Genomic DNA, 23,337 nt, shown 5'->3' with positions numbered 1-23,337 from the left:
TTGAAATCTCCCTTCGGTTCATTTTCATTATAAGGGGAATCACTTTACGGTGAAGTGACATGTGTCACGCGGCGGCCATTTATCTAAAACGTCGCCCTGAGCGAAGGGTCTCTCCCCCAATATTACAAGACTCTTCGGTCGCAGAGAACGCTCCCTCAGAGTGACATGGGGTTTTGTCGTTTACTCAGCACCAGAATGGGTATAATCCACGCCTATGCATGAGAGACTTTCCTTCCACATCAAAAGGGACAGCGTCATTCACAGTTTGAATCCGCTGACGAAACTGACCTTGATCCTTGCGTTGATCCTGATCTCGTTCACCAGTCCCTGGTATTGGACTCCGCATGTGGTGTTGCTCTTGGCCGTCATTCCGCTAAGCGGATTGGGCAGGGTCTTCCCTGAATTTTTCAAAGCCGCCACGCGCCTGATCCTTCCCGCGGCTGGCTTTCTTTTTTTGATGCAGGCCTTCTTTCAACCCATCGGTGAAGAAGTCATCTTTAAATTCTATTTCCTCGATATCACACAGGAAAGCCTGATGTTTGCGTTTCGGAACGCCATGCGGGTCTTTGTGATGATCTCGGCATTCACCTTGTTTTTGCTGACCACGCATCCGAGCGAGTTGATGTCTGATCTCACGCGGCGCGGATTGCCGGGGCAATTTGCCTACGTCATCATTTCCACGCTGCAAATCCTTCCGCAAATGCAGGCCAAAGCGCAGACCATCATCGCCGCCCAGCGCTCACGCGGGTTGGATACCGAAAGCACCTTCCTCAAACGCGCTGGCTCGGTTCTGCCGCTCGTGGGTCCGCTGGTGTTTGGGTCATTGGTTGAAGTGGAAGAACGCGCCATCGCCATCGAAGCGCGCGGCTTTACCTCCAAAAACAGCAAGACCTCCCTGCACGAAATCCCCGACCCATCGTTCGAGAAAACGATTCGGTGGGCGCTTCTCATGCTCGTCATTCTTTCCATTGCGGCAAACCTATGGCCTTCGTAAACCTTCAAAACGTCACCTATCAATATCCGCTCACGAAAACGCCCGCGCTGCAAAATGTCAACTTGCAGGTGAACGAAGGCGAATTCGTCGCGATCGTCGGGCCGAACGGCGCGGGCAAGTCCACGCTTTGTTATACGCTGGCGGGTTTCGCGCCGCATTTTTTCAAAGGCGAAATGAGCGGCACCGTGGAAGTGGCTGGCAAAGAATCCAGCAAGTCCACGCTTGATGAGTGGGTCTTGAACGTGGGCCTCGCGTTTCAAAATCCCTTCAACCAAATTTCGGGCGCGAAATATACAGTCTTCGAAGAGATCGCATTCGGGCTGGAAAATATCGGCGTGCCGCGCGAAGAAATGAAAAGCCGCGTGGAGGATGCCATGGCCCTGACAGGAATCCGCGATTTGGCAGATCGCTCACCTTATTCACTCTCTGGCGGACAACAACAACGCGTCGCTCTGACCTCGATCCTGGTCATGCGACCCAAGCTGCTCGTCCTCGACGAACCGACCTCGCAAATGGACCCCATCGGCACACGCGAAGTCTTCGGCACGATCCGCAAGATGGCCGAAGAAGGCATGACCGTCGTCCTCGTGGAACACAAAGTGGAATGGATCGCAGAATTCGCAGACCGAGTCATCGCGCTCAAAGACGGCAGTGTGCTGCTCGAAGGCAAACCGAACGAAGTGCTCACCTCTGAATTGCTCGCTGAAAATGGATTCGGGCTTTCGCGCTACACGTCCACGGCGCGTGAGGCAAAGAAACGCGGAATTTGGAAAAAAGAAAATCTGCCCGTCACATTGGATGAGGCTGTGGAAGGGTTTTCGTAAGGGCACAGCGCCGCTGTGCCCCAACGGGATAATCAATGAAAATCGAAATCAAAGACCTTCGTTTTATCTATCCCACAGGCCTCGAAGCCTTGAAAGGGATTTCACTCACCATCGAAGCGGGCGAGCAGGTTGCCATTGTCGGTCAGAATGGCGCGGGGAAGACCACTCTCGTGAGACACTTCAATGGGTTGTTGCAACCAGCTTCCGGGTCCGTTTTGATCGGGGATTGGGATGTGAAAAAATATTCGGTGGCGAAACTCGCGTCGCGAGTCGGGTATGTGTTTCAAAATCCCGATGAGCAATTGTTTTCACGCGATGTCCTCACCGAGGTCACGTTTGGGCCGAAGAATTTGAAATATGCAAAAGAGAAGATCGATGAATTGGTGAAGCGGGCGCTGTCGTTGACCGAGTTGAATGACAAGACCGAAACCAATCCTTATGACCTTTCGCCGACGTGGCGCAAGATGGTGGCGCTGGCTTCGATCATCGCGATGGATACGCCCATTGTCATTTTCGATGAACCGACGACAGGACAGGATGCCGTCAACGTGGCGCGGATCGCGAATGTGATTGCCGAGTTGAAAAAGGAAGGCAAGACCGTCATCACCATTACGCACGATATTGATTTTTGCGCCGAGAATTTTGAGCGTGTCATCGCGCTTTCAAAGGGACAGGTGCTGCTTGATGGCCCCGCGCGTGAGGTATTGGGGCAGGAAGAAATTCTCGCGCAGACTTATGTCGATCCGCCGCAGTTGACGAGGTTGGGGAAACGGCTGGGGTTGAAAGAGACCGTGAGAAATCAGGAAGAGTTTTTGAATTCATTGTAAGCGTTGTAAACCACCAATTCTTCATACCCCGAATCGTTTTGCAATAATTCCCGCTTGTAAATCACATCTTCAAATTCAGCGATGACGATCTCAGCCGTGGTGTAAATTTTGCACCCGCTGACGAGATGCCCGCCGATGGTCACGCCATCGCCATCGGAGATCGCCACGTGGATGTGTGACCCGTGAATCGAAACTGTGCCTGGTCATCGAGACGATCTCGAAATGGCCATCGTACTCGTTGTAATCGCTGCGATTCGCGAGACGCAAGGTGGCATGTGTGAGGCTGCCTACAGAAGAAAGTACACAGCCTGCTTGAATATTCTTTTGTTTGGCGAACTCTTCGATCGAGTCAAATAAATCCTGAGCGGGTTTGAGGCGGAAGGTGTGAGCTTTCATTGGTACTCCTTTTGGCAGGCTTCAAAGGTAAAATCGCGGATATGAAATCTTATCGTTACTTCGACATCATTCTCGGTGTGTTCATCGCTGTGCTGTTGACCAGCAATGTCGCATCTTCGGCCAAGATCGTGGATTTTGGTTTTGGCATCTTCGGCATTCCAATGGCTTTCGACGCTGGCACGATTCTATTCCCGATCGGTTATGTCTTCGGCGATATTCTAACCGAGGTCTATGGCTATCAACGCTCACGGCGTGTGATCTGGACGGGGTTCTTTTCGTTGGCGCTGGCGGCGTTTGTGTTTTGGGTTGTGGGGCGTCTGCCGGGTGAAGTCACCTGGCAGGGATACGCAGGCGATGCGGCGTATCAATCCATTCTCGGTGGGATGAGCAGCGGAGGAATCCTGTTCGCCAGCCTTGCGGGATTTTGGCTGGGTGAATTCAGCAATTCCTTCATCCTCGCAAAGATGAAGGTGTGGACGAATGGCCGCTGGTTATGGATGCGCACCATCGGAAGCACATTGGTGGGCGAGATGATGGACACCGTTATTTTCGTCGTGGTGGCAACCGCTTTTGGCGTTTTCCCGTGGAGTCTTTTCCTCACGCTGACGGTGACAAATTATCTTTTCAAAGTGTTGGTCGAAGTGTTGATGACCCCGCTGACCTATATCGTTGTCCGCGCTTTGAAGCGGGCGGAGAATGAAGATTATTACGACCGCGATACGAACTTCAATCCGTTTGCGGCGTAAAATGTGACTCGTCAAAATTTATTAAAACATTAACGCAAAGGCGCGGAGGCGCAAAGGAGAATAACAAACCTTGGCGCCCTGACGGCTTTGCGTTAAAAAACCTTGGTTAAGTTGCTTCTGTTTTCAATACGAAAAAATTACCAGAGCGGGAAATGCGTAAGCGAGACCAACCAATCCACCATAGGCTGGTAGATCTGCATGCCGATCAATGCAACGATCACACCCAATATTGCGCCTGCGATGACATCGGAGAGATAATGCACGCCCATGGCCACGCGTGCCAAAGCCACCAGCGGCGCCCAAACCCAAAGAACAGCAGCAAGCCAGGGCGGGGCAAGAAACGAGGCGAGGACGGCGATCAAAAACGAACGGGCGGCATGTCCCGATGGGAAGGAATGCGGGTCGGTGTTGCGATAGATCCCGCCCCATTCGCCTTCAGGTCGTTTGCGGCGGACGAGGAATTTAATTCCGAGCACTACGCCAGCCAATCCCAGAATGCCGAAGAATTCAACGACTTCCCATTGTTTCCAAAATGAATTGCTGAAGAACCAAAAGATGAAGAGCGCCGCGAACCAAAACCACGAGTCGCCGGAGTGGGCGAGGAAGGCGGCTACATTCCGCAAAAAACCCGGCTTTTCAGCCACACGCATTTGGCCGGAGAGTCGGGCATCGAGTTCGAGAAGAGACCGAAAACTCATTTGTTGTTGGCCTTTGCCTTTGGTTTGGGTTTTGCAGCGGCAGGCTTGGCGGTGACCTTCTTTGCAGCGGTGGCTGCTTTCTTCTCTGCTTTGGCGGCCTTTTGCAGTTGACTGGCGATATCCTCGCGCATCAGTTCAAGCTGGTGCGGCTTGTCCACATCCATGCATGGTTCGGCCTTGTCCCACACGATGGCGCGGCCTTTGATGCCGATGCGCTGAGAGGCGCGTTCGACGAGACCTTGCAGGGTGAATTGGCGCGTGGCTAATTGAAAGAGTGTATCCCAGCCGATGACGGCTGCCTGACGCAGGGGACTCTTGCGATTGCCGATGAGTTGCTCCCAGGTATCGAGGTGATCGGTGGTCATGCTGACGTGGATCACGTTGATATCCGCGCCGCACAATTCCATTTCTTTTAGTTTGGTATAGGTGCGTTTCGAGGTGGGATAACGTGTTTCCATCACCTCACGCGGACAGACGCCGTAATACAGGTCATCTTTGGTTTCCATGCTGGTATTTATCAGCCAGTCCACCATGTCACCCTTAATGGCGGGGATGTCGGAGGAAACGATCAGCACGTATTCATTCTTTTTGTTCAATTCAAGCGACTTGTTCACGCCTGCGACGATATTGGCGAGCATGCGGCCCTGGTTGGAAATGTAGTGCAGGGGCTTCTTGCAGGTCAGTCCACTTTTGGGCGAAAGGCCGATGACGATGACATTGTCCACTTTTTTGGATTCGCCCAGCGCGTCCAAAACCCACTGGACCATGGGCTTGCCCGAAATATCAATCAGCGCCTTTGAATTGCCGTTGGAATACACATATAAAGGATCACCGGGCAGGGGTACTCCGCCGGCAGTTACGATTGCATCCATAATTTAATTCAACTCCTGCAATTGAGGTTCGAAACCGAGCTTGTCGAGCAGTTCGGTCAGTTCAGGCCATGTGAGCGGACGTCCCTTGCCAGCCACAGCCACGAGCGCAGCTTCCATCATGTTCGTGCCGAAGGAGCGGCCTTCCAGCACTGGGGTGGTTGTAACCAAATATTTTACGCCCGCCTTGCGGAAGGCTTCTACATCTTCCGGGGTGGTGGTGTTGGTGACGATCACTTTGCCAGTCAGGTCATCAGGCATGAAACGCTTGATGTAGTGACAATCACCCGCGATGACGGTGGCCCAGGCGTAATACTTTCCCCATTTGGGTGTGCGTTTTTCCTGCTTTTCGCCTGTGGGATAGATCCAGGAGAAGGGCAGACGGGAGGCGATGGGCATCATCAAGGCCGCCACGATCTTTAGCTGGCTGAGCTTGTGAATAGCCATCGGAATATCCAGGCCGAACATGAGGTCGCCATAAATGGTTTCGTATCCAGCATCGGAAAAGGCCTGGGAGAGGCCCCAGCGGTCCACGCCGAGGGTGACCAGCACTTTGCGGCCTCGGGAATTGATATATTCGCCGATCTTTTTATCCAGAAATGCGGGGGCTTTATTTTCGAGTGTGTTCTTTAATCCGCCGCCATCCACCAGCGGGGTCTTTTTTACATAGCGTACCATGGGGGTCACGGAATGCAGGGTGTACCATTTTCCGTCGACGATGGCTCCCAGATCGGCTCCACCGACACCAAATGCATCCACAGTGCCATCCATCTCTTTGTATTTCAGGGCGGCGGCTTCCATATCCCCATCGGTTCCGATGCGTTCAATGCTGACCTTTTCACCGAGCAACGTCACTTCGACAGCCTTGTTACGCTTTGATGAACCAATACTGATGCTCACGGCTCGTTTCATTTAGTTTTTCTCCTCAATAGATGGGTTGTCGAGAGTATACCCCGAAGTCAGATGCATGAGAATGACATTAATACAGGATCAGGATTCAGGTCCGTTGGGAAGCGTGAAGAAGAAGGTGGCCCCATGTCCTGGTTCGCTTTCCACCCAGATCCTGCCTCTGTGAACTTCAATGATCCTCTTAACCAGCGCCAGCCCAATACCGGTGCCTTCCGAACTGGCATCTAATTTGTTAAACAGCCCAAAGATGCGGTCGTGGTGGATTGGGTCGATGCCGATGCCGTTATCGCGGATATAAATGATCGGCTGTTCATTTTCAAACCCATTTTGGCCGATCTCAATGACTGGGTTGGGCTGGTCTTCCAGGAACTTGGCGGCATTATCGATCAGGTTTTGAAATACCTCGAGCAGGCGTTGACGGTCGCCGTAGATCGTTGGCAGGTCATCATGTATTTCAACTTTGATGTCTTTTTTATGAAGCCGTCCATGCAGAGCTTCAGCTGCCTCATTTACGAGTTCTTCAACCTTGATGAACTGATACGGGCTGGTCAGCCGACCGATGCGGGAAAGCTCGAGCAGTTCACTAAGCAGCAACTGCATTTTGTCGGTGGCGTCGCCGATGCGGCGAATATCCAGTTTCAGCCGTGCCGTGTTCCCGCTGACGGAATCCTGTTCGAGAAAGCCGAGGAAACCCTTGATTGTGATCAGAGGCGATTTCAAGTCGTGTGAAACGGTGTAAGTGAAGCGTTCCAACTCGCTGTTCTTATCTTCCAGTTCGTTGATGAGCTTTTCGCGCTCGACCTGCACATATTTTTGCTGGCTGATATCACGCACCATGATGATCGCGGATTCGGATGTGATGGCGGTGATGCGCGCTTCGAAGAACTGCACTTCTTCGCCGGGCGGCATCCCATATTCGAAGGCGTGCAATTGACCTGTTGCCAGTGTGCGCTCAAGCGCGAACAGGGTTTGCTGGGCGATGACAGGGGGGAACAGTTCCAGCACGGTTCTGCCCAGAAATTGTGAAGGCGGCATAAGGGGGGTGATCTCAGAGGATGCCATGAAATCGAGGAATATCCCGTCCTTCGAGATCTCGAAGATCATATCAGGGATGGATGCCAGAATGGCACGCGTGCGCGCCTCGCTGTTTTGCAGAGATTCCCGCGCATTCTTTTGCTCGGTAATATCATGGAACATGGACAGAATGCAGTCGGCCCCTTCGAGTGTCACCAACTCATAGAAAGCCAACACCGTGTAAAACGCCCCAGATTCATTGGTGAACTGATACTCCGGAACATAAATGGAACGCTCGGTTATTAATCTCTCGACAAAACCCTGCCGCTCTTCTTCATCTTCCCACAATCCGAGTTCAATAGCCATGCGTCCTACAGTTCCATGCGGTTCAAGACCGGACAATTGCCAGTAGGCTTCATTGGCTTCGATGATAATGCCTTTATCCAATGATGTGATGACGATCGCCACCGGACTGGCATGAAAGATCTTGCGGAAGCGTTCCTCACTGGAGCGCAGGGCGGCTTCGGCAAGGGTCCGCTCGGCGATCTCCTTTTGTGTCTGCTCAAAGAGACGGGCATTATCAATGGCGATGGAGGCCAGCGCCGCGAAGCGCTCCATCAAATTGACATGCTCTTGCGTGAAACCCCGTTCCTGTTCGACGAATGAAATGGCCAGCACACCGATGACCTTGTTCCCCACTGTGAGAGGTACACCCATGACCGCATTGAAACCGGCATCGACGAATTCAGGCAGGTTGTTATCCCATTCTGCATAATTTTGAACGACAAGGGTCTTTCCACTGCCCCATACCCCCCCGGTAACACCTTCATCTTTGTACGTCAGGCTTCCATCGTAGCGGGAAAGAACGCCATGCCCCAGTTCCTGTCGCAGTGCGGATTCATCCGGCAAGACAAGGTCAATCAGCCCGTGCTGGGTATTAAGCAGGGCGCAGGCTCGCGAAAGGATCGATTCAAGCAGCGGCCTCAACTCGGAACGATTGAGCAGGCCCAGGGCGGTCTCATTCAACGCGGTGAGATAATCGGCCTGTACCTGTAATTTCCGCTCCGCGCGCAAACGTTCCTGTAATTCCAACCGTGCATCATACAGACTGCGGTTTAAACTGTTGATCAAAAGATAAATGAGTGTGCCCGCAAATAGAAAAATGACCGTGAGGTCGCGGGCAATGTTTAGCGGTGTATCCACATGCTGGATACGGAGTCCCCACTCTTCTTCGAATGCAAAAAACCAAAGCGCAGACAGGCTGATGACCCCGAAGAACAATCCTTCACGCCATCCCAACAGCAGGCCTGCCAAAAGAATGATCACAAGATAGGCAACGATGGCGACGTCGCGAATTCCATCCGCCTCCCATGACTGGAAGGTCATGGCCGCCCATAATGATCCTGCGAGGAACATACTCGCGCCGCGAATGTAACCGCGTCGGATCGTAACCTGAACAATTCCCAGGGCAAGCACGATCCCTGTTAATAACAACAAGGGTACGCTGCCGTTCTCTCTCCCCATGATCAGCCGAATGATGATGATCATTAAAAGGATACTGATTGCACTCCACACAAAACTGTTGAGTATCTGTGCGGTGCGCGTTTTCTCCGCATTTTCGAAAATGGGCGCTGAAAACAAACGGCGAAACCGATTTGGCATTATTGATATTATATATCATGTCCATTACGCGCAAACAAATCTTGATGCGCGAACTTTATAACTTGCGAATCCATCTTCTCTCGGTTATCCTTGCAAACGGGAGTGGTTAGGTCCCGGTGGGCTTCCTGGTCTTCAACACCTGTGGCGGGCCGCGTTGCGGGCCGCGGTGGGTTCGACTCCCATCCACTCCCGCCTATAAATTGGACGATGGGCGACAGACGATCTTGTTGTCCATCGTCCACTGTCCATTGTATGTTGGTTAAAAAGGTATTCAATGTCCATTCCTGAAACTGAAGTTCTTACAAACCTTGTCGCTCGTGTGTTTCGTATCGAAGATGTGACCAGCGAAGACCCACGCAAGGGATTCTTTCTGCGTTATCGCGGCGAATTGTTGAATGAAGATTCCGCTTCGCTTTATGACACACTGGCTGAATCGCTTTCTCCGCACGGCATCACCCCGCTTTTTCGAATGGAGGAAACGCGCCAGATTATTTACCTCGCGCCGAAATTACCGGAGCCCAAACAGGATAACATTTCCACGAACATCATCCTTTTTGTGTTGACCGTGTTAAGCGTAATGCTGGCCGGAGCGCAGCCCGAAGGCCCGGTGCCAGATGACTTTATGGGGCAATTGCTCTTGCTTGCCAAAAGCATCTTCACAGGCTGGCCTTTTGCGCTGAGCCTGCTCGGAATTTTGTTGACGCATGAACTGGGGCATTACTTCATGAGCCGTTATCACAAGACTCCCGCCACCCTGCCGTATTTCATTCCGCTTCCGCTCAGCCTTTTGGGGACGATGGGCGCGGCCATTATCATGCGCGGTATTCCGAAAAACAAACGCGTGCTTTTCGACATTGGCGTGGCAGGCCCGATCGCAGGCTTGATCGTGGCGCTTCCCGTTCTATTTTACGGCTTGTCGCTTTCCACGCTCAGCACCATTGATCCCAATCCGAACGGGTTCATCGAAGGTAACTCCCTGATGTACCTGCTGGCAAAATACATCACCTTCGGCCAATTGCTCCCATCCCCAGTAGCGCCGCAGGGAATTTTGTATTGGCTGCAGTATTTCTTTACAGGCCGTCCCGTCCCCTTTGGCGGGTTGGATGTCTTCATTCATCCCGTTGCATTTGCAGGCTGGGCGGGTTTGCTGGTGACTGGTTTGAATCTCATCCCTGCGGGCACGCTGGACGGCGGGCATGTGATCTATGGTCTTTTTGGTGAAAAGGCGCGCAAGGGATTCCCTTTTATCATTGGTATTCTTGCGGTGCTTGGCATCTTCTGGAGCGGATGGTGGATTTGGGCCATGTTGCTTTTCTGGCTCGGAAGGGTCAACGCGGAACCGTTGGACCAGATCACCACGCTCGACCCGCCCCGACGCCTGCTCGGCTTTGCAATGATCATTGTTTTCCTTTTAGTGTTTATGCCCGTTCCATTTATGACCCTGGCTCAATAATCCATCCATGAAAAAGATCATCCTGCCACTTATTATTTTCGTAATCATTCTCTCTGCATGCGGCGCACAGGAGGTCACTCCGACTAAGGAGGTATCTGTCACGCAGGCCGCTACAAAAACGCCGCAGCCTGCACCCACTGTCGAAGCACCGAGCAGCCTTGGGGTCAAGAAAGAAGCGCTGAACGGGTTGGAGATCAAAGTCTGGCATCCGTGGTACGGGGTTGAGTCAGGCCGATTCGATACCTTCGTCGAAGATTTCAATCAAAGCAATGAATGGGGCATCAAGGTCGTTGCCGAGAGTCAGGTCAATTTTACGAACCTGTATGAAAACGTGTCTGCATCGCAGCCGACAGCGGACCGCCCCGATCTGGTGATCGCGCTGCCCGAGCACGCGCTGGAGTGGGATACCAATGGCATGGTGACAGACCTGACGCAATATGTGAATGACCCCGCTTATGGAATCGATGCGAGCAACATCCCTGTGGTGTTTTGGAATCAGGATCGCTACGGTGAAGAACGAGTCGGACTCCCCGCGCAGCGCACTGCGCGCTTTTTGCTGTGGAATGAAACCTGGGCCGATGAGATCGGGTTTGCCTCTCCGCCCGATGCGCCCGATGATTTTCGCCAGCAGGCCTGCCGCGCCCAGCAATTTATGTTGAAGGATGAATCGCCTCAGAATGATTTCATGGGCGGCTGGTATGCAGACACAGATTACATGACGGCGTATGCATGGCTGCTTGCATTCGAAGGCGGCGTTTTGGAAGGTAGTGATTATCGCTTTCTCACACCGAACAATATCGAAGCCTTTAAATTCCTGCGCGAACTTTCTGAATCGACCTGTGCCTGGCAAACCGCGGACTCCGATCCGATCACTGCATTTGCCAATCGTGAAGCGCTATTCATTGCCGCCAGCCTTGAAGACCTGCCCGATGTAGCCCGTGCATTCGCGGGCGCCAGCAACACGGATGCATGGAAGGTCATTTCCTTCCCCGGTGAAAATGAAGATGCGCTGGTGGTTTATGGCTCTTCCTACGTTGTATTGAAATCGACCAGGGAGGAACAGCTTGCATCATGGTTGTTCGCGCGTTGGTTGTTGGATGACGAACAGGATGCACGCTGGGTGGAGGCGACTCATCTCTTTCCGCTTCGCACCACGACCCTGGACCTGCTCGGCGACTACATGAAAACTCATCCACAATGGGAGCAGGCGGTTAAATTACTGCCGCAGGGTGAGGTCCAACCGCAGCTGGCTTCATGGCGAAAAGTGAAGATCATGCTCGGCGATGGGTTTACTCACATGTATCGCGTCAACGTCCCCAGCGGACAAGTGGCCGCCATTCTCGCGCAAATGGAAGCCCTTTCGCGTGAGTTGAGCAAATAAATTAATTCAGTACGGAGTGCGTCGTGCAGACGGGTGAGAGAAACCCATTTACTGGCAGAAATCTATTCGATGAGCTTCTCATCGAATCTGGTGCGATGCACCCTTTTTATAAAGGAGACTCACATGCCTGAATCAGAATATCGCGCAAGACAAGTACGGGCAAAGACCCACGAAGTTTTTGAATATGACCATGATGATGAAAAGCCTGGCAAGCCGCTGCACATCCTGATCCCCGGCGGGTTGATCGCTCTCGCAACTCTGGCATTGATCATTTTTGTCGCGTATCAAACCTGGTTTGAGGGAAATCTCGCAGAGAATATCGGCACGATTTTGGTCATCATCCTGTCGCCATTCTATGTCGGTGGGGTGTTCCTTTTTAGTTATGGGTATGAGCTTTACAACATTCCGCGTGCGTTGCGGCTGACGGCGATCATTGTGTTCGTAACCCTGGCGGCGGTTGTGATCGTGGCGGTGCTGTTCTTCCTGATGGGGAATATGAAGGGCGGAAAGAGTTCGTCCTCCAAAAGCGGAAAATCTTCCTCGAAATCCTCGTCGTCCTCCAAACCATCTGCTTCACCAAAACCTTCTGCAAAGAGCGGAAGTAATCTTGGCGGCATTATCGGAGCGGCAGGCGCAGCGGCGAATAAATCATCTTCTTCCAATTCATCTTCTGGCGATGGCTTTTCTCGTAGCGGTGGTCATGTTTTCATCGGCGGTGGCGGAACCCGTGTCGAAACCCGTGAGGTGACAAAGGAAGTGGTGAAGGAAGTGCCCAAAGAGCCGATGCCGATCACCTGTCCGTTTTGCTCGCGGTCTTACATTCCGGTGGAACATAAATTTATCTGTCCAAGCTGTGGCGCGGCTACGCCGAGGGAATTGATCGAAGAGTCTCAGGAACCGAAAGAATAATCAAGTGACAGTCGCCTTTAAGGTGACTGTCACTTTTTAACTTTACATTATGGAGGCAATCATGCGCCAGATGCTCATCAACGGAAAATTCACGAACGGAAATGCAAAAGAGGAAATCGAAGTCCAAAACCCTGCGACGGAAGAGATCATCGATTCTGTGCCGCGCGGAACAGTGGAAGATATCGAAGCGGCAGTGCAGGCGGCCCAATCCGCATTTGACCCGTGGCGCAAGTTGGGCTCGAACGAACGCGCCAGCCTGCTTCATGAAGTGGCGAACAAGGTCCACGAGCATCGTGAGAAGATTGTCCACCTGCTTACATTGGAAGAAGGCAAGCCGCTATCTGAGAATGAAGAGGAGGTGGAATGGGTCATCAACACATTTCACTATTACGCCGAACTGGGACGCCACCATCGCGGCAGCGTATTGGCTTCGGGCGAGTCGTCGCAATTCAATTTCATCATCAAGGAGCCCTATGGCGTGGTCGGCTGTATCGTTCCGTGGAATTATCCGTTGCTCTTGCTGGCATGGAAGGTTGCGCCTGCGCTTGCGGCTGGCAACACCATCGTCATCAAGCCGTCAGAGATGACTCCGCTTACTGCGTTGTATTTAGCTGAACATTGTTTTGACGGTCTGCCTGCGGGCGTGATCAATGTAGTGACAGGCTACGGACTCGAAACAGGCGAACCGCTCGTCAAACACCCCGATGTGCCGGTCATCGCGTTTACGGGCAGTCTTGCAACGGGTCAACGAATCGCTTCACTCGCTGCACCGATGATGAAGAAACTCCATCTCGAATTGGGCGGCAAGGATGCCACTGTCATCGCCGAGGATGCCGACCCGGAGATCGCCGCCAAAGCAGTGGCATACGCGGCTCTCATCAACGCCGGGCAGGTTTGCACGTCAACGGAAAGAGTCTACCTGCCGAAGAATCGCGCCGCGAAATTCACCGAAGCCATTGTCGAGCAGGTCAAGTCGCTCAGGCTGGGTTCGGGGCTTGAATCCACAACCGATATGGGGCCGATGATCGGCGATACCTTCCGCACCAAATTTGAAAAACAGATCGCGGATGCGCGTGCCAGCGGCGCGAAGATCCTCACCGGCGGCGGGCGGCCAAAACATTTGGAAAAGGGATTCTTCCACGAACCCACCGTGTTGACCGGCGTTGACCATACCATGGTCATCATGCGAGAAGAAACCTTTGGCCCCGCCGTGCCGATCATGGAATACACCTCCTTCGATGAAGCCATTCAATTGACCAATGATTGTCAATATGGTCTGGGTGCGGTCTTGATTTCCAACGATACCAAAAAGATCAAGCAATTCTTCGATGATGTCAAAGCAGGCACGATCTGGATCAACGACCCATTGACCGATAATTACGCCGGTCCGTTCGGCGGCATGAAATACTCTGGCGGTGCGCGTGAACTCGGCGAAGAAGGTCTCGAAGAATTCCGCGAGACCAAGCATGTGCATTGGGATTTCAATATGGAAGATAAAGGGTATTGGTTTCCATACGGTAGGTAGCGTTTGAAGAAGGCTGTAATATATAGCAACAAACATAGTCAGTAGTCAGTCCAGTTTATAATCTGAGCCATGAGAAAACAATCATGGCTCTTTCCTTTTGTGCTGCTTGCGGCGGTGATCCTTTATTTTCAATTCTCGCGTGTGCAGTTGCCCGGTGACGGATTTACCACCTTCGGCTCGGATACGGTTCGGGCGGAGGTGCTTCAAATTATCGAAGAAGGCCAGGTTGACCTCGGTGGTCACACCCAGAAATATCAAATTGCGCGGGTGAATATTCTGGAAGGGGAGTATGCGGGTATCCCCATGGAAATTGACTATGGCAAGCGCCAGCTTCGCTCAGACGATTATGACCTCACGGTGGGCAGCAGGGTGATGGTCTCCATCAGCAAGACGCCTGATAATGTGATCAATGCCTATTTTGTAGACTTTGTCCGCACCACGCCGCTGTTTTGGCTGACTATTATCTTTGCAGTGGCGATCATCGTCATCAGCCGCTGGAAGGGGGTGCGCGCATTATTGAGCATGGCTTTCAGCCTGTATCTCATCATCGACCAGATCATTCCGCACATTCTCAATGGCGACGACCCGCTTTGGGTGAGTATCATCGGCTCGATCATCTTGTTGGGTGTAACGCTTTACTTAACATACGGGTGGAATTTGAAAACGCATTCCTCGGTCATCAGCATGGTGCTTGTTTTGCTGCTTACAGGTGCGCTTTCGGGATTGTTCGTCATTTTTACAAAATTGAACGGCACGGGGGATGAAAACGTCATGTTCCTGATGCAGATGATGGAAAAGCCGCTCAACTTGCGCGGGCTGCTGCTCGGCGGTATGATCATTGGCGCACTCGGCGTGCTGGATGATCTCGTGACCACTCAATCGGCGGCGGTCTTCGAGCTTCATCATGCCAACCCGAATTTCGGTTTCCGCGCTTTGTACAACTCTGCCATGCGCATCGGGCAGGATCATGTGGCGGCGACTGTCAATACGCTGGTGTTGGCTTACGCGGGTGCTTCCCTGCCCATGCTGTTGATGTTCTCGCTGGGGCATGGAAATTACGGATACATTATCAATTTTTCATTCATCGCCGAGGAAGTGGTACGGACGTTGGTCGGCTCGCTGGGGCTGATTGCGGCTGTGCCTCTCACCACGGCCATCGCCATCCTGTTTGCCCAAAGGGCTGAGTCGCTTGGGAGGTGGGAGCAGTTTCTCGGTCCAGAAGGAGACGGGCATTCTCATTGAGTGCGTCATTCCAGGTGAAAGGATTTGTCTGGTCAAATAGGCGGGTTAGTTGGCAAATCCAGCGCACTCTCAGGTGCAACTTTCTGCCATCCTCTGCGTAAGATAGGTAGAAAGTCTACAAGGAGCACGCGTGAACGAAGAACTGGCCTGGGTACTCCAGGCTCAACAAGGCAGTGACGAGGCTTTCACGCATCTCGTCGAAACCTATCAAACCCCTGTTTTCAACTTGTGCTATCGCATGTTGGGCGAGCCCGATCTGGCAGAGGATGCCGCGCAAGAGACCTTTTTGCGCGCCTTCCAGCACCTGCATCGTTATGATCAGAAACGGTCGTTCGCAACATGGTTGCTTTCCATTGCGGCTCATTACTGTATCGATAGACTACGCCGCCGGAAATTCTCCATTTTTTCGATGGATACAGAGGACGAGGACGGCAACACCTTTGAATTGCCCGACCTCGATTCACCCAACCCGGAATCTGAATCCATCAAAGGGCAGACTCGCGACCGAATCCATGCCATGCTCAAAGACCTGGATGCCACCGATCGCGCTGCCATTGTCATGCGTTATTGGTACGACTATTCCGAAGTTGAGATCGCAGAATCTTTACGATTGACGGTGAGCGCGGTGAAGAGCCGTTTACACCGCGCACGCAAGGAACTTGCTGGTCTATGGCAGGAAGAAGAAACTCGTGCCGAGACCGAAAGGAGACCCTATGAATCACCAGCCTTTTGAAGAATGGCTATTGAACGATAAAAATCTAACATCCTCCGAGAAGCGGGAACTCGATCTTCACCTGCGCACGTGCACGCACTGCACGGCGTTATCTGCCACCGGTTTGGCTCTGCGCTCTGCCAATGTGGTGGCGCCTGCCCCGGGTTTTGCCTTGCGCTTCCAACAGCGCCTTGCTGCTCAGAAGATCGCAGAACGCCGCCGCAAGTTGTGGGGCACACTCGTGCTGGTGGTGAGCGGGACGGCCCTGCTGGCATGGATTGCGGCTCCCTTCATCTACGCCTTCATCACCTCCCCAGTGGAATGGATCACGGCTGCGGTCGGTTATTTTCTATTCTTTGCAAGCTCAGTTCAGGCCCTGACCGAAGCCGCCGCCGTGTTATTCCGTATTCTGCCCGACTTCATCCCGCCTTATATGTGGATGGTATTCGTTTCTGCGTTGGCCGGCCTTGGTCTTTTGTGGACAATTTCAATCTGGCAATTTAGCCGCGCCCCGCAAGGAGTTTCAGCATGAGAACAAAAATTACGACCCTTTTTCTATTACTAGCTTTACTGTTTTTACCCACCAGTGGAGTCCACGCGCAAAGCCCAAACGGCGGCGACGTGTTCCTGCTTGGGCAAAACTACACACTTGAAAGTGACGAAACGCTGGATGGCAGCCTGGCCGTGATCGGTGGGAATGTGGACATCGAGAAGGATGCCGTCATTAACGGCGATAGTGTGCTGATCGGAGGGAACCTTCAAATTGACGGGACTGCCAATGGCAGTGTGGTTTTAATTGGCGGCAATCTCGAGATCACAGGTGAGATCAATGGCGATGTCGTTCTGATCGGTGGTCAGGCTTTGTTGACCGAAACCGCCGTCGTGGACGGTGATATCGTCACAATGGGCGGCCAGGTGGATAAGGAACCCGGCGCCGAGGTGACTGGCCAGATCGTGAACAATGCTCCTCCGCTTGATGTGCCGAACGTTCCCAATGTCCCCAACGTTCCCAATGTGCCTAATGTCCCTGATGTACCCGGTGTGCCTCAAGTCAATGTAGATTTCAACCCGTTATGGGGAGTGGTCAATGTTTTCACCCGTGCACTGGCGATCGCTGCGATCGGTATGCTGCTCACCCTGTTCCTCCAACCGCAATTGGATCGTGTCGCGGATACCATCATACGCCAGCCGGTCATGGCGGGCAGTTTCGGTTTGCTGACGGTTATCGTCGCCCCGGTGACCCTGCTTATCATGGTCGTTACCATTCTGCTTATTCCAGTCGCCGCCATTGTGGCCTTCATTCTGCTTCCAATGGCTTGGTTATTCGGTATGGTGTCCATCGGTCAGGAGATCGGTGACCGCTTTACAAAAGCCATTAACCAGAGTTGGGCTCCCGTCCTTTCAACAGGCTTTGGTACATTCCTGCTTCTGCTCATCGGCGGTTTTGTTGAATTAATCCCTTGTATCGGGTGGCTGATCTCCATCGTCGTCTCGCTCATAGCCCTCGGCGGCGTGGTGATGACGTGGTTTGGTACACGGGCAGCTCCCGGCTCGACACCCCCGGTCGTGGAGCAGATCCCGCCTGCTTCGTAAACGAGTGTTTTCAAAGTTGTATGGAAGGGTAAAATCGAAAATACAACCTGCATGATATAATGCGCCCGCCCCGGGGAAATTCCCTCCGGGGCGGTTTTCATTATGGAGGAAAACATGTTTACAAAGAACGATATTCCAAACACACCCGCCCACAACACCCCGCCGCCTCTGATCGAGGTTTCAGGCACACATCGCGAAATGGGCCGCCAGATCGGCGAGGCCGCCCGCGAACAGGTCCAGCATAGCGTTGCCAATGCACGCGTTTTGATCGATGCCGCTTATGATAATCTTGAGCTTACCTGGCAGGGCGCGCAGATTCAGTCTCGCAAATATCTGCCTTTTGCCGAAGAACGTTACCCTCAATATGTGGATGAAATGCGCGGCATCGCCGAGGGCGCAAACGTCGCTTTCGATGACATCGTCACACTCAATGCGATGGAAGCCGTCACAATGGATGCGCTTCATCTCACTCGCTGTACCAGCATGGCGGTCAACGATGACCGTACGGCGGATGGTCACGTGCTCGCCGCCCACAATGAGGATTGGATTCCCGAAGACGAGAACGATGTATTTGTCATCTCAGCCAGGCCTGATAAGGAACCCCCGTTTCTCGCCATGACCTACGGCGGGCTGCTGCCCAATGTGGGATTCAACGCCTTTGGCATTGCCCAACTTATCGATTCCGTTTATCCGAGTGACTCGCGTATCGGCATTCCGCGACTTGTTGTGGCTCGCGCCGTTTTATCGTCTCACCGTATTTCAGGCGCCATTGGCCGTACGCTTGTTCAACATCGCGCGGCGGGGTACAACCATCTGCTCGTCCACGAAAGCGGAGAAATGTATTCCATCGAGGTCTCTGCGCGCAAGTTCGAGATCCTGTATGCGCATGACGGTTACATGGTCCACACCAATCATTACCTCGATCCGCAAATGAAACTGGTGGAAAAAGACCCTGAAGAATTGCTTTCTTCACGCGTGCGTTATTTCCGTGCTTCGCGCCTGTTGAAGCAAAACAGCCAGCACTCGATCAAGTCTTTGCAGTCTATTCAAAAAGACCATGTCAATATCCCGAACTCGATCTGCAATCACAACATCGCGGGCCTCGACCCGCTTGACCGCGAAAAGACCATCTCCGCTCTCGTTATTGATCTGACTGCGCGTGAGATGCACATCACCTGGGGGAATCCCTGCCAGAATGCGTATCACACCTATCATTTGAATGCGTAGGTGAAAGAAAGAGAAAAGAAGAAAGAGTCCATGCTCTGTGCGTGGACTCTGAATTTTTAAATGGCAATTTCATGCCTTCGGGATTATCATAGGCACTTCTATTGGAGGCCCCATGCGAGATTTGACAAATGAAATCCTTGAATTGATTCGCCGCACATCATCCAGCCTGCCGCCGGATGTGGAGAAGCGCCTGCGCGAATCCATTGAAAAAGAAGAGCCCGGCTCCGCTGCACGCGGGGCATTGGAGACCATTCTCAAGAATATTGACCTCTCCCGCGCAAATTCCACGCCGATTTGCCAGGATACAGGTACGCCCATTTTTTATGTGCATTACCCGTTGGGCTGGTCCACGATCAAGCTCAAGGCGCAGATTCGTGCCGCGATGGCCGAAGCCACTAAACGGTCCTATATGCGACCGAATGCTGTTGATGCCATCTATGACAAGAACACCGGAAACAACCTCGGCGGCGATGACTTCCCCTATGTCCATTTTGAAGAGACGGAAAGCGACGACCTCACCATCGAGTTGATGCTCAAAGGCGGCGGATGCGAAAACGTCGGCCGTCAATATTCCCTGCCCGATAATTCCGTCGGCGCAGGGCGTGATCTGGCCGGTGTGCGTAAGGTCGTTTTGGATGCGGTGCAAAAAGCGCAGGGGCAGGGATGTGCGCCTGGCATTCTGGGCGTCGCCATTGGCGGTGACCGCGGCTCGTCGTATATCAAATCAAAGGAAGTATTGTTCAGCGAAATGGGCACGCGCAACGAAGACCCGAAATTGGCTGAGTTGGAAGAACGCCTGACCAGTGAAGCCAATCAAATGGGCATCGGCCCGATGGGCTTCGGCGGTAAGACCACGGTGCTGGACACAAAAATTACAGGGTTGAGCCGTTTGCCTGCTTCTTATTTTGTGTCCGTTTCGTACATGTGCTGGGCCTATCGCCGCCGCAAGATGACGGTGAAGGGCGGAGAAGTCACTTACGATTAACGATTTACGATTGTGCGATTCGTAAAAGGAGAATGGGATGAAACAAATAACTACTCCAATCACCGATGAGATCATCCGCGATTTAAAGGTCGGTGATGCGGTCAGCCTGTCTGGCATGATGGTGACCGGGCGCGATGCAGCCCACAAATGGATGATCGAGACCTTCATCAAAAAGACTCGTCCGCCTCAAGGTGATGACCTGCAAGTGTATGAGGAATTGAAGAAATTGCTGGCTGGCTCGGTCATTTATCACTGCGGCCCCGTGGTGACCGGGCTGGATACTAAAGAATACAAGATCATCGCGGCAGGCCCCACCACGTCCATCCGCGAAGAGCCGTATCAGGCGGATGTGATGAAGCACTTCAATGTCAAAGGTGTGATCGGCAAGGGCGGCATGGGCGCGAAAACGTTGAAGGGATGTGAGGAAACGCCTGGCGTGTATTTCCATGCCATCGGCGGCGCGGCATCCTTCCTTGCGCAGACCGTGAAAAAAGTACATGGCGTTTTCAAACTTGATTTTGGCGTGCCCGAGGCCATGTGGGTGATCGAGGTCAAGGATTTCCCGGTGGTCGTCACAATGGATTCGCATGGCGGAAGTCAGCACTTAGTGATCGATGACTCATCCAAAAAGGTGCTCGACGATCTCCTGGCACAACCTTACTAATTGTTTCGCGCTGGCGCAGCTTCATTAAAATAAAAGAACCCGCCTAAGAAATACCAGGGCGGGTTTTGTGTTTATATTTGTGGGTCTTGTATAAAGGACGGTAGGGGAATTATATCTGGCGAATAAATGAAGATCGAGATGATTGCGATCAACATGCACAGCACACAGACAAAAACAAAACCACCGATAATGATTCCCGTCCATGCCATGGGATGTCCTGATTCGTTTCGCTGGCGGATCTGCCTTAATGAAACTGTCCCATAGGTCAGTGCGAGGATGCCAAGCAAAAAGCTCGATGGGAAACAAATGACCCCGGTCAACGGGATGGGAAGCCAGCCTGTGCAAAACGTCAGCAGGGTCAATACTGCAAAGACAAGGCTGAGAATGGATTTTGGATTGAGAGGGGATGTGGGAAGTGCTTCGTTTGAGTCCATTGGATAAGAAGGTAACAGTACAGTTAAAATAAAACCGCCCCATAAGGGCGGTTCATCTTGTGCTGTCGGGGCGAGAGGATTTGAACCTCCGACCTCTTGCACCCCATGCAAGCGCGCTAGCCGGGCTGCGCCACGCCCCGATTGAGCGAAGCGGATTATAGCCGTATTTGTATGATCTGGCAAATCGAATTTTCGAATTTCCAGAAATCGCTCCCTTTTGCTCATTCGCCCGGAATCACAGGTTTGTACACCGCCTTTATGCTAAAATAAGCGCATTGGAGTTGCCTTATGTCAGATATGATAGAAGTTGTAATTGATAGCATCCGCGTGCATTTAATGACGCCGCAGCGCGTTGTTGTTCTCAAGCAAACAAGCGCCGAACGTTACCTTACCATTTGGGTGGGACCCTATGAAGCCGAAGCTATTACCGTGGCCTTGCAGGAAGTTGAAATGTCCCGCCCGCTTACCCACGACCTGCTTAAAAATATTTTCACCGCCTTCAATGCGCGCATCCTGCGAATCGAGATCACCGAGCTTCAAGGTGAGGTCTTCTTCGGGAACATCATCGCCGAAGTGGATGGACGGGAAATGCGTATCGATTCGCGCCCATCCGATGCGATCGCCATTGCTGTCCGTGCACATGTTCCGATCCTTGTGCATGCAAGTGTCATGGAATCTGCAGGCAGAGCGCCCGATCAGGAAATGCCCGATACAACTCCGCTCTCACGCAAAGAAGCGCCCGCGCCTCTTTCGGATGATGCCATCAACCGCCTGTCTGTTTTCAAGGATTTCATTGACAAACTCGATATCGATAACCCTGACAAAGACAAACCCGATTCATCCTCACCCTTGGATTGAACCTCCTCAATGACAGAAACTCTCCCCGAATCATTCCCCTACGGGGATGATTCATCATCCGCCGCCCCCGCCAGTTCGACACCTTCGTCAATCCCGCACAGCCGCGAAGCCGAAGAAGCCGTTGTAGGGGCGGTGCTGATTAACCCCGAAGCCTATTATGACGTGGCTCAGTTCCTGAGCCCGGATGATTTCTATATCCACCGCAATAAATTTGTGTGGGAGGCTTTCACACGCCTGCACGAACAACGCATCCCCGTGGACCTGCTCACCCTTTCCGAGGAACTGGACCGCGTAGGCCAGCTTGCTGAGATCGGCGGCTCGGCCTATCTCACATCGCTCATCAATCAAGTTCCATCTTCATTAAACGCGGAATCGTATGGCCGTATCGTGGAAGGACATTCCATCCGCCGCAAGATGATCACCGCTGCGAACAAGATCGCTTCCATTGCTTACAACGAATCGTCGACGGTGGATGATGTGATGAACGAAGCGGAGAAGGCTGTCTTCAACGTCAGCGAACGCCGCCTCAAACATGACCTGCAGCCGATCTCCGCAGTATTAAGCGATTACTACGACCGCATCGATGATCTCGCCAAACGCCCTGAGGAAATTCACGGCGTGCCGACAGGGTTCATTGACCTCGACAGAATGCTGACAGGTTTGCAGCCTTCAGATTTGCTGATCATTGCGGGTCGTCCTGGCCAGGGTAAGACGGGCTTTCTGCTTTCGATCGCAAAGAATGCCGCGTTGACCCACAAAAAGCACGTTGCCATCTTTTCGTTGGAAATGTCCAATGAGCAGGTGGTACAGCGTTTGATCGCGCAGGAGACAGGTATTGATTCACAGCGCCTGCGAAACGGAAAGCTTCAGGAAAACGAGTGGCCGCTTTTCACGCACGCCATTGAAGTTTTTTCAGACACGCATATTTACCTCGACGATACGCCCGCCATCACCCCTCTGCAACTGCGGACGAAATGCCGCCGTCTGCACATGGAATATGGAATCGACCTTGTCATCATTGACTACCTCCAGCTCATGGGCGGTGACTCGCGCAACGATAACCGTGTGCAGGAAGTTTCGCACATCTCGCGCAGTTTGAAAGTGCTCGCGCGTGAGTTGAATGTCCCTGTGTTGACTGCGGCACAGTTGAGCCGTGCGGTGGAACAGCGTACTGACAAAAAGCCAGTGCTTTCAGATCTCCGCGAATCAGGCTCACTGGAACAGGATGCCGATATCGTCATGTTCATCTACCGCCCCGATCAATATGAAAAGGATAGCGAGAAGCAAAACGTGGCTGAGATCATCGTTGCCAAGCATCGCAATGGCCCTGTGGGCAGCGTGGAAATGATCTTCCGCGGCGCACTGGCAAAATTTGAGAATGCGGCCACGCGGGTGTTTAGACCGAACGAGTAAAA

At 52.7% G+C, this 23,337-nt stretch carries 24 protein-coding genes and 2 tRNA genes; 18 read left to right on the top strand and 8 right to left on the bottom strand.

Annotated elements, in window-relative coordinates:
* Positions 1–214 precede the first annotated feature (214 nt).
* The 3 genes from IPI86_RS03480 to IPI86_RS03470 are packed head-to-tail and all read left to right on the top strand — an operon-like array spanning position 215 to position 2,645.
* The gene (locus tag IPI86_RS03480; protein ID WP_345296596.1) at positions 215–994 is read left to right on the top strand and encodes an energy-coupling factor transporter transmembrane component T; all 780 of its coding nucleotides are present in this window, start codon (positions 215–217) and stop codon (positions 992–994) included.
* Positions 982–1,818, top strand: a complete 837-nt coding sequence (locus IPI86_RS03475; RefSeq protein WP_345296595.1) for an ABC transporter ATP-binding protein — start codon at positions 982–984, stop codon at positions 1,816–1,818. Before IPI86_RS03480 ends, IPI86_RS03475 begins: the two co-directional genes overlap by 13 nt.
* Before the next feature lie 35 nt (positions 1,819–1,853).
* Positions 1,854–2,645, top strand: coding sequence for an ABC transporter ATP-binding protein (locus tag IPI86_RS03470; RefSeq protein ID WP_345296594.1), 792 nt, complete (start codon positions 1,854–1,856; stop codon positions 2,643–2,645).
* On the opposite strand, the gene IPI86_RS03465 is transcribed toward IPI86_RS03470, so the two are convergent.
* Together IPI86_RS03465 and IPI86_RS03460 are read right to left on the bottom strand one after the other, a co-directional pair.
* Positions 2,618–2,788: a hypothetical protein gene (locus tag IPI86_RS03465; protein WP_345296593.1), complete on the bottom strand. Its 171-nt coding sequence runs from the start codon at positions 2,786–2,788 to the stop codon at positions 2,618–2,620. The genes IPI86_RS03470 and IPI86_RS03465 overlap by 28 nt on opposite strands.
* Complete coding sequence (locus IPI86_RS03460; RefSeq protein ID WP_345296592.1) at positions 2,736–3,041, bottom strand: PPC domain-containing DNA-binding protein; 306 nt, start codon at positions 3,039–3,041, stop codon at positions 2,736–2,738. Before IPI86_RS03460 ends, IPI86_RS03465 begins: the two co-directional genes overlap by 53 nt.
* 41 nt (positions 3,042–3,082) lie before the next feature.
* Between IPI86_RS03460 and IPI86_RS03455 the strand changes: the two genes are divergently transcribed.
* Positions 3,083–3,787 carry a queuosine precursor transporter gene (locus IPI86_RS03455; protein ID WP_345296591.1) on the top strand — a complete coding sequence of 235 codons (705 nt, stop codon included), beginning with the start codon at positions 3,083–3,085 and terminating at the stop codon, positions 3,785–3,787.
* Between the two features lie 137 nt (positions 3,788–3,924).
* Here IPI86_RS03455 and IPI86_RS03450 read toward each other — a convergent pair whose 3' ends face one another.
* From IPI86_RS03450 to IPI86_RS03435, 4 genes are all read right to left on the bottom strand, one after another.
* Positions 3,925–4,485, bottom strand: a complete 561-nt coding sequence (locus IPI86_RS03450; protein WP_345296590.1) for a phosphatase PAP2 family protein — start codon at positions 4,483–4,485, stop codon at positions 3,925–3,927.
* Positions 4,482–5,357: a nucleotidyltransferase family protein gene (locus IPI86_RS03445; protein ID WP_345296589.1), complete on the bottom strand. Its 876-nt coding sequence runs from the start codon at positions 5,355–5,357 to the stop codon at positions 4,482–4,484. Before IPI86_RS03445 ends, IPI86_RS03450 begins: the two co-directional genes overlap by 4 nt.
* Positions 5,358–5,360: 3 nt before the next feature.
* A complete protein-coding gene (locus IPI86_RS03440; RefSeq protein WP_345296588.1) occupies positions 5,361–6,266 on the bottom strand; it encodes a quinate 5-dehydrogenase in 906 nt (301 codons plus the stop codon).
* 78 nt (positions 6,267–6,344) lie between these two features.
* Complete coding sequence (locus tag IPI86_RS03435) at positions 6,345–8,825, bottom strand: ATP-binding protein (RefSeq protein ID WP_345296587.1); 2,481 nt, start codon at positions 8,823–8,825, stop codon at positions 6,345–6,347.
* Between the two features lie 212 nt (positions 8,826–9,037).
* On the opposite strand from IPI86_RS03435, the gene IPI86_RS03430 reads away from it, so the two are divergent.
* From IPI86_RS03430 to IPI86_RS03375, 12 genes are all read left to right on the top strand, one after another.
* Positions 9,038–9,131 (top strand) — tRNA-Sec (locus tag IPI86_RS03430).
* 82 nt (positions 9,132–9,213) lie between these two features.
* The gene (locus tag IPI86_RS03425; protein WP_345296586.1) at positions 9,214–10,392 is read left to right on the top strand and encodes a site-2 protease family protein; all 1,179 of its coding nucleotides are present in this window, start codon (positions 9,214–9,216) and stop codon (positions 10,390–10,392) included.
* Positions 10,393–10,399: 7 nt separating this feature from the next.
* The gene (locus IPI86_RS03420; protein ID WP_345296585.1) at positions 10,400–11,773 is read left to right on the top strand and encodes an extracellular solute-binding protein; all 1,374 of its coding nucleotides are present in this window, start codon (positions 10,400–10,402) and stop codon (positions 11,771–11,773) included.
* Between the two features lie 123 nt (positions 11,774–11,896).
* On the top strand, positions 11,897–12,682 hold the full coding sequence (locus IPI86_RS03415) for a hypothetical protein (RefSeq protein ID WP_345296584.1): 786 nt from the start codon (positions 11,897–11,899) through the stop codon (positions 12,680–12,682).
* Positions 12,683–12,743: 61 nt separating this feature from the next.
* Positions 12,744–14,207 (top strand): aldehyde dehydrogenase family protein, encoded by a 1,464-nt coding sequence (locus IPI86_RS03410; protein ID WP_345296583.1) that lies wholly within the window; start codon positions 12,744–12,746, stop codon positions 14,205–14,207.
* 69 nt (positions 14,208–14,276) lie between these two features.
* Positions 14,277–15,449, top strand: a complete 1,173-nt coding sequence (locus tag IPI86_RS03405) for a YibE/F family protein (protein WP_345296582.1) — start codon at positions 14,277–14,279, stop codon at positions 15,447–15,449.
* Between the two features lie 130 nt (positions 15,450–15,579).
* The gene (locus IPI86_RS03400; protein WP_345296581.1) at positions 15,580–16,182 is read left to right on the top strand and encodes a sigma-70 family RNA polymerase sigma factor; all 603 of its coding nucleotides are present in this window, start codon (positions 15,580–15,582) and stop codon (positions 16,180–16,182) included.
* Positions 16,163–16,693, top strand: coding sequence for a hypothetical protein (locus IPI86_RS03395; protein ID WP_345296580.1), 531 nt, complete (start codon positions 16,163–16,165; stop codon positions 16,691–16,693). The genes IPI86_RS03400 and IPI86_RS03395 overlap by 20 nt, the downstream gene beginning before the upstream one ends.
* Positions 16,690–17,754 carry a polymer-forming cytoskeletal protein gene (locus IPI86_RS03390; RefSeq protein WP_345296579.1) on the top strand — a complete coding sequence of 355 codons (1,065 nt, stop codon included), beginning with the start codon at positions 16,690–16,692 and terminating at the stop codon, positions 17,752–17,754. Before IPI86_RS03395 ends, IPI86_RS03390 begins: the two co-directional genes overlap by 4 nt.
* Before the next feature lie 114 nt (positions 17,755–17,868).
* On the top strand, positions 17,869–18,981 hold the full coding sequence (locus tag IPI86_RS03385) for a C45 family peptidase (protein WP_345296578.1): 1,113 nt from the start codon (positions 17,869–17,871) through the stop codon (positions 18,979–18,981).
* Positions 18,982–19,093: 112 nt separating this feature from the next.
* On the top strand, positions 19,094–19,966 hold the full coding sequence (locus tag IPI86_RS03380; RefSeq protein ID WP_345296577.1) for a fumarate hydratase: 873 nt from the start codon (positions 19,094–19,096) through the stop codon (positions 19,964–19,966).
* Between the two features lie 37 nt (positions 19,967–20,003).
* On the top strand, positions 20,004–20,630 hold the full coding sequence (locus IPI86_RS03375) for a FumA C-terminus/TtdB family hydratase beta subunit (RefSeq protein WP_345296576.1): 627 nt from the start codon (positions 20,004–20,006) through the stop codon (positions 20,628–20,630).
* A gap of 71 nt (positions 20,631–20,701) precedes the next feature.
* On the opposite strand, the gene IPI86_RS03370 is transcribed toward IPI86_RS03375, so the two are convergent.
* Positions 20,702–21,064, bottom strand: a complete 363-nt coding sequence (locus IPI86_RS03370; protein WP_345296575.1) for a DUF4190 domain-containing protein — start codon at positions 21,062–21,064, stop codon at positions 20,702–20,704.
* Between the two features lie 65 nt (positions 21,065–21,129).
* A tRNA-Pro gene (locus tag IPI86_RS03365) sits at positions 21,130–21,204 on the bottom strand.
* Between the two features lie 148 nt (positions 21,205–21,352).
* Between IPI86_RS03365 and IPI86_RS03360 the strand changes: the two genes are divergently transcribed.
* Positions 21,353–21,922: a bifunctional nuclease family protein gene (locus IPI86_RS03360; RefSeq protein ID WP_345296574.1), complete on the top strand. Its 570-nt coding sequence runs from the start codon at positions 21,353–21,355 to the stop codon at positions 21,920–21,922.
* Positions 21,923–21,931: 9 nt separating this feature from the next.
* Positions 21,932–23,335, top strand: a complete 1,404-nt coding sequence (gene dnaB, locus IPI86_RS03355; RefSeq protein ID WP_345296573.1) for a replicative DNA helicase — start codon at positions 21,932–21,934, stop codon at positions 23,333–23,335.
* Positions 23,336–23,337: the final 2 nt, after the last annotated feature.

This window comes from Candidatus Villigracilis affinis, from assembly GCF_016705895.1.
Lineage (GTDB): Bacteria > Chloroflexota > Anaerolineae > Anaerolineales > Villigracilaceae > Villigracilis > Villigracilis affinis.
The sequence above is the reverse complement of the archived record's forward strand: the minus strand, read 5'-3'. Positions and strand labels throughout refer to the sequence as shown.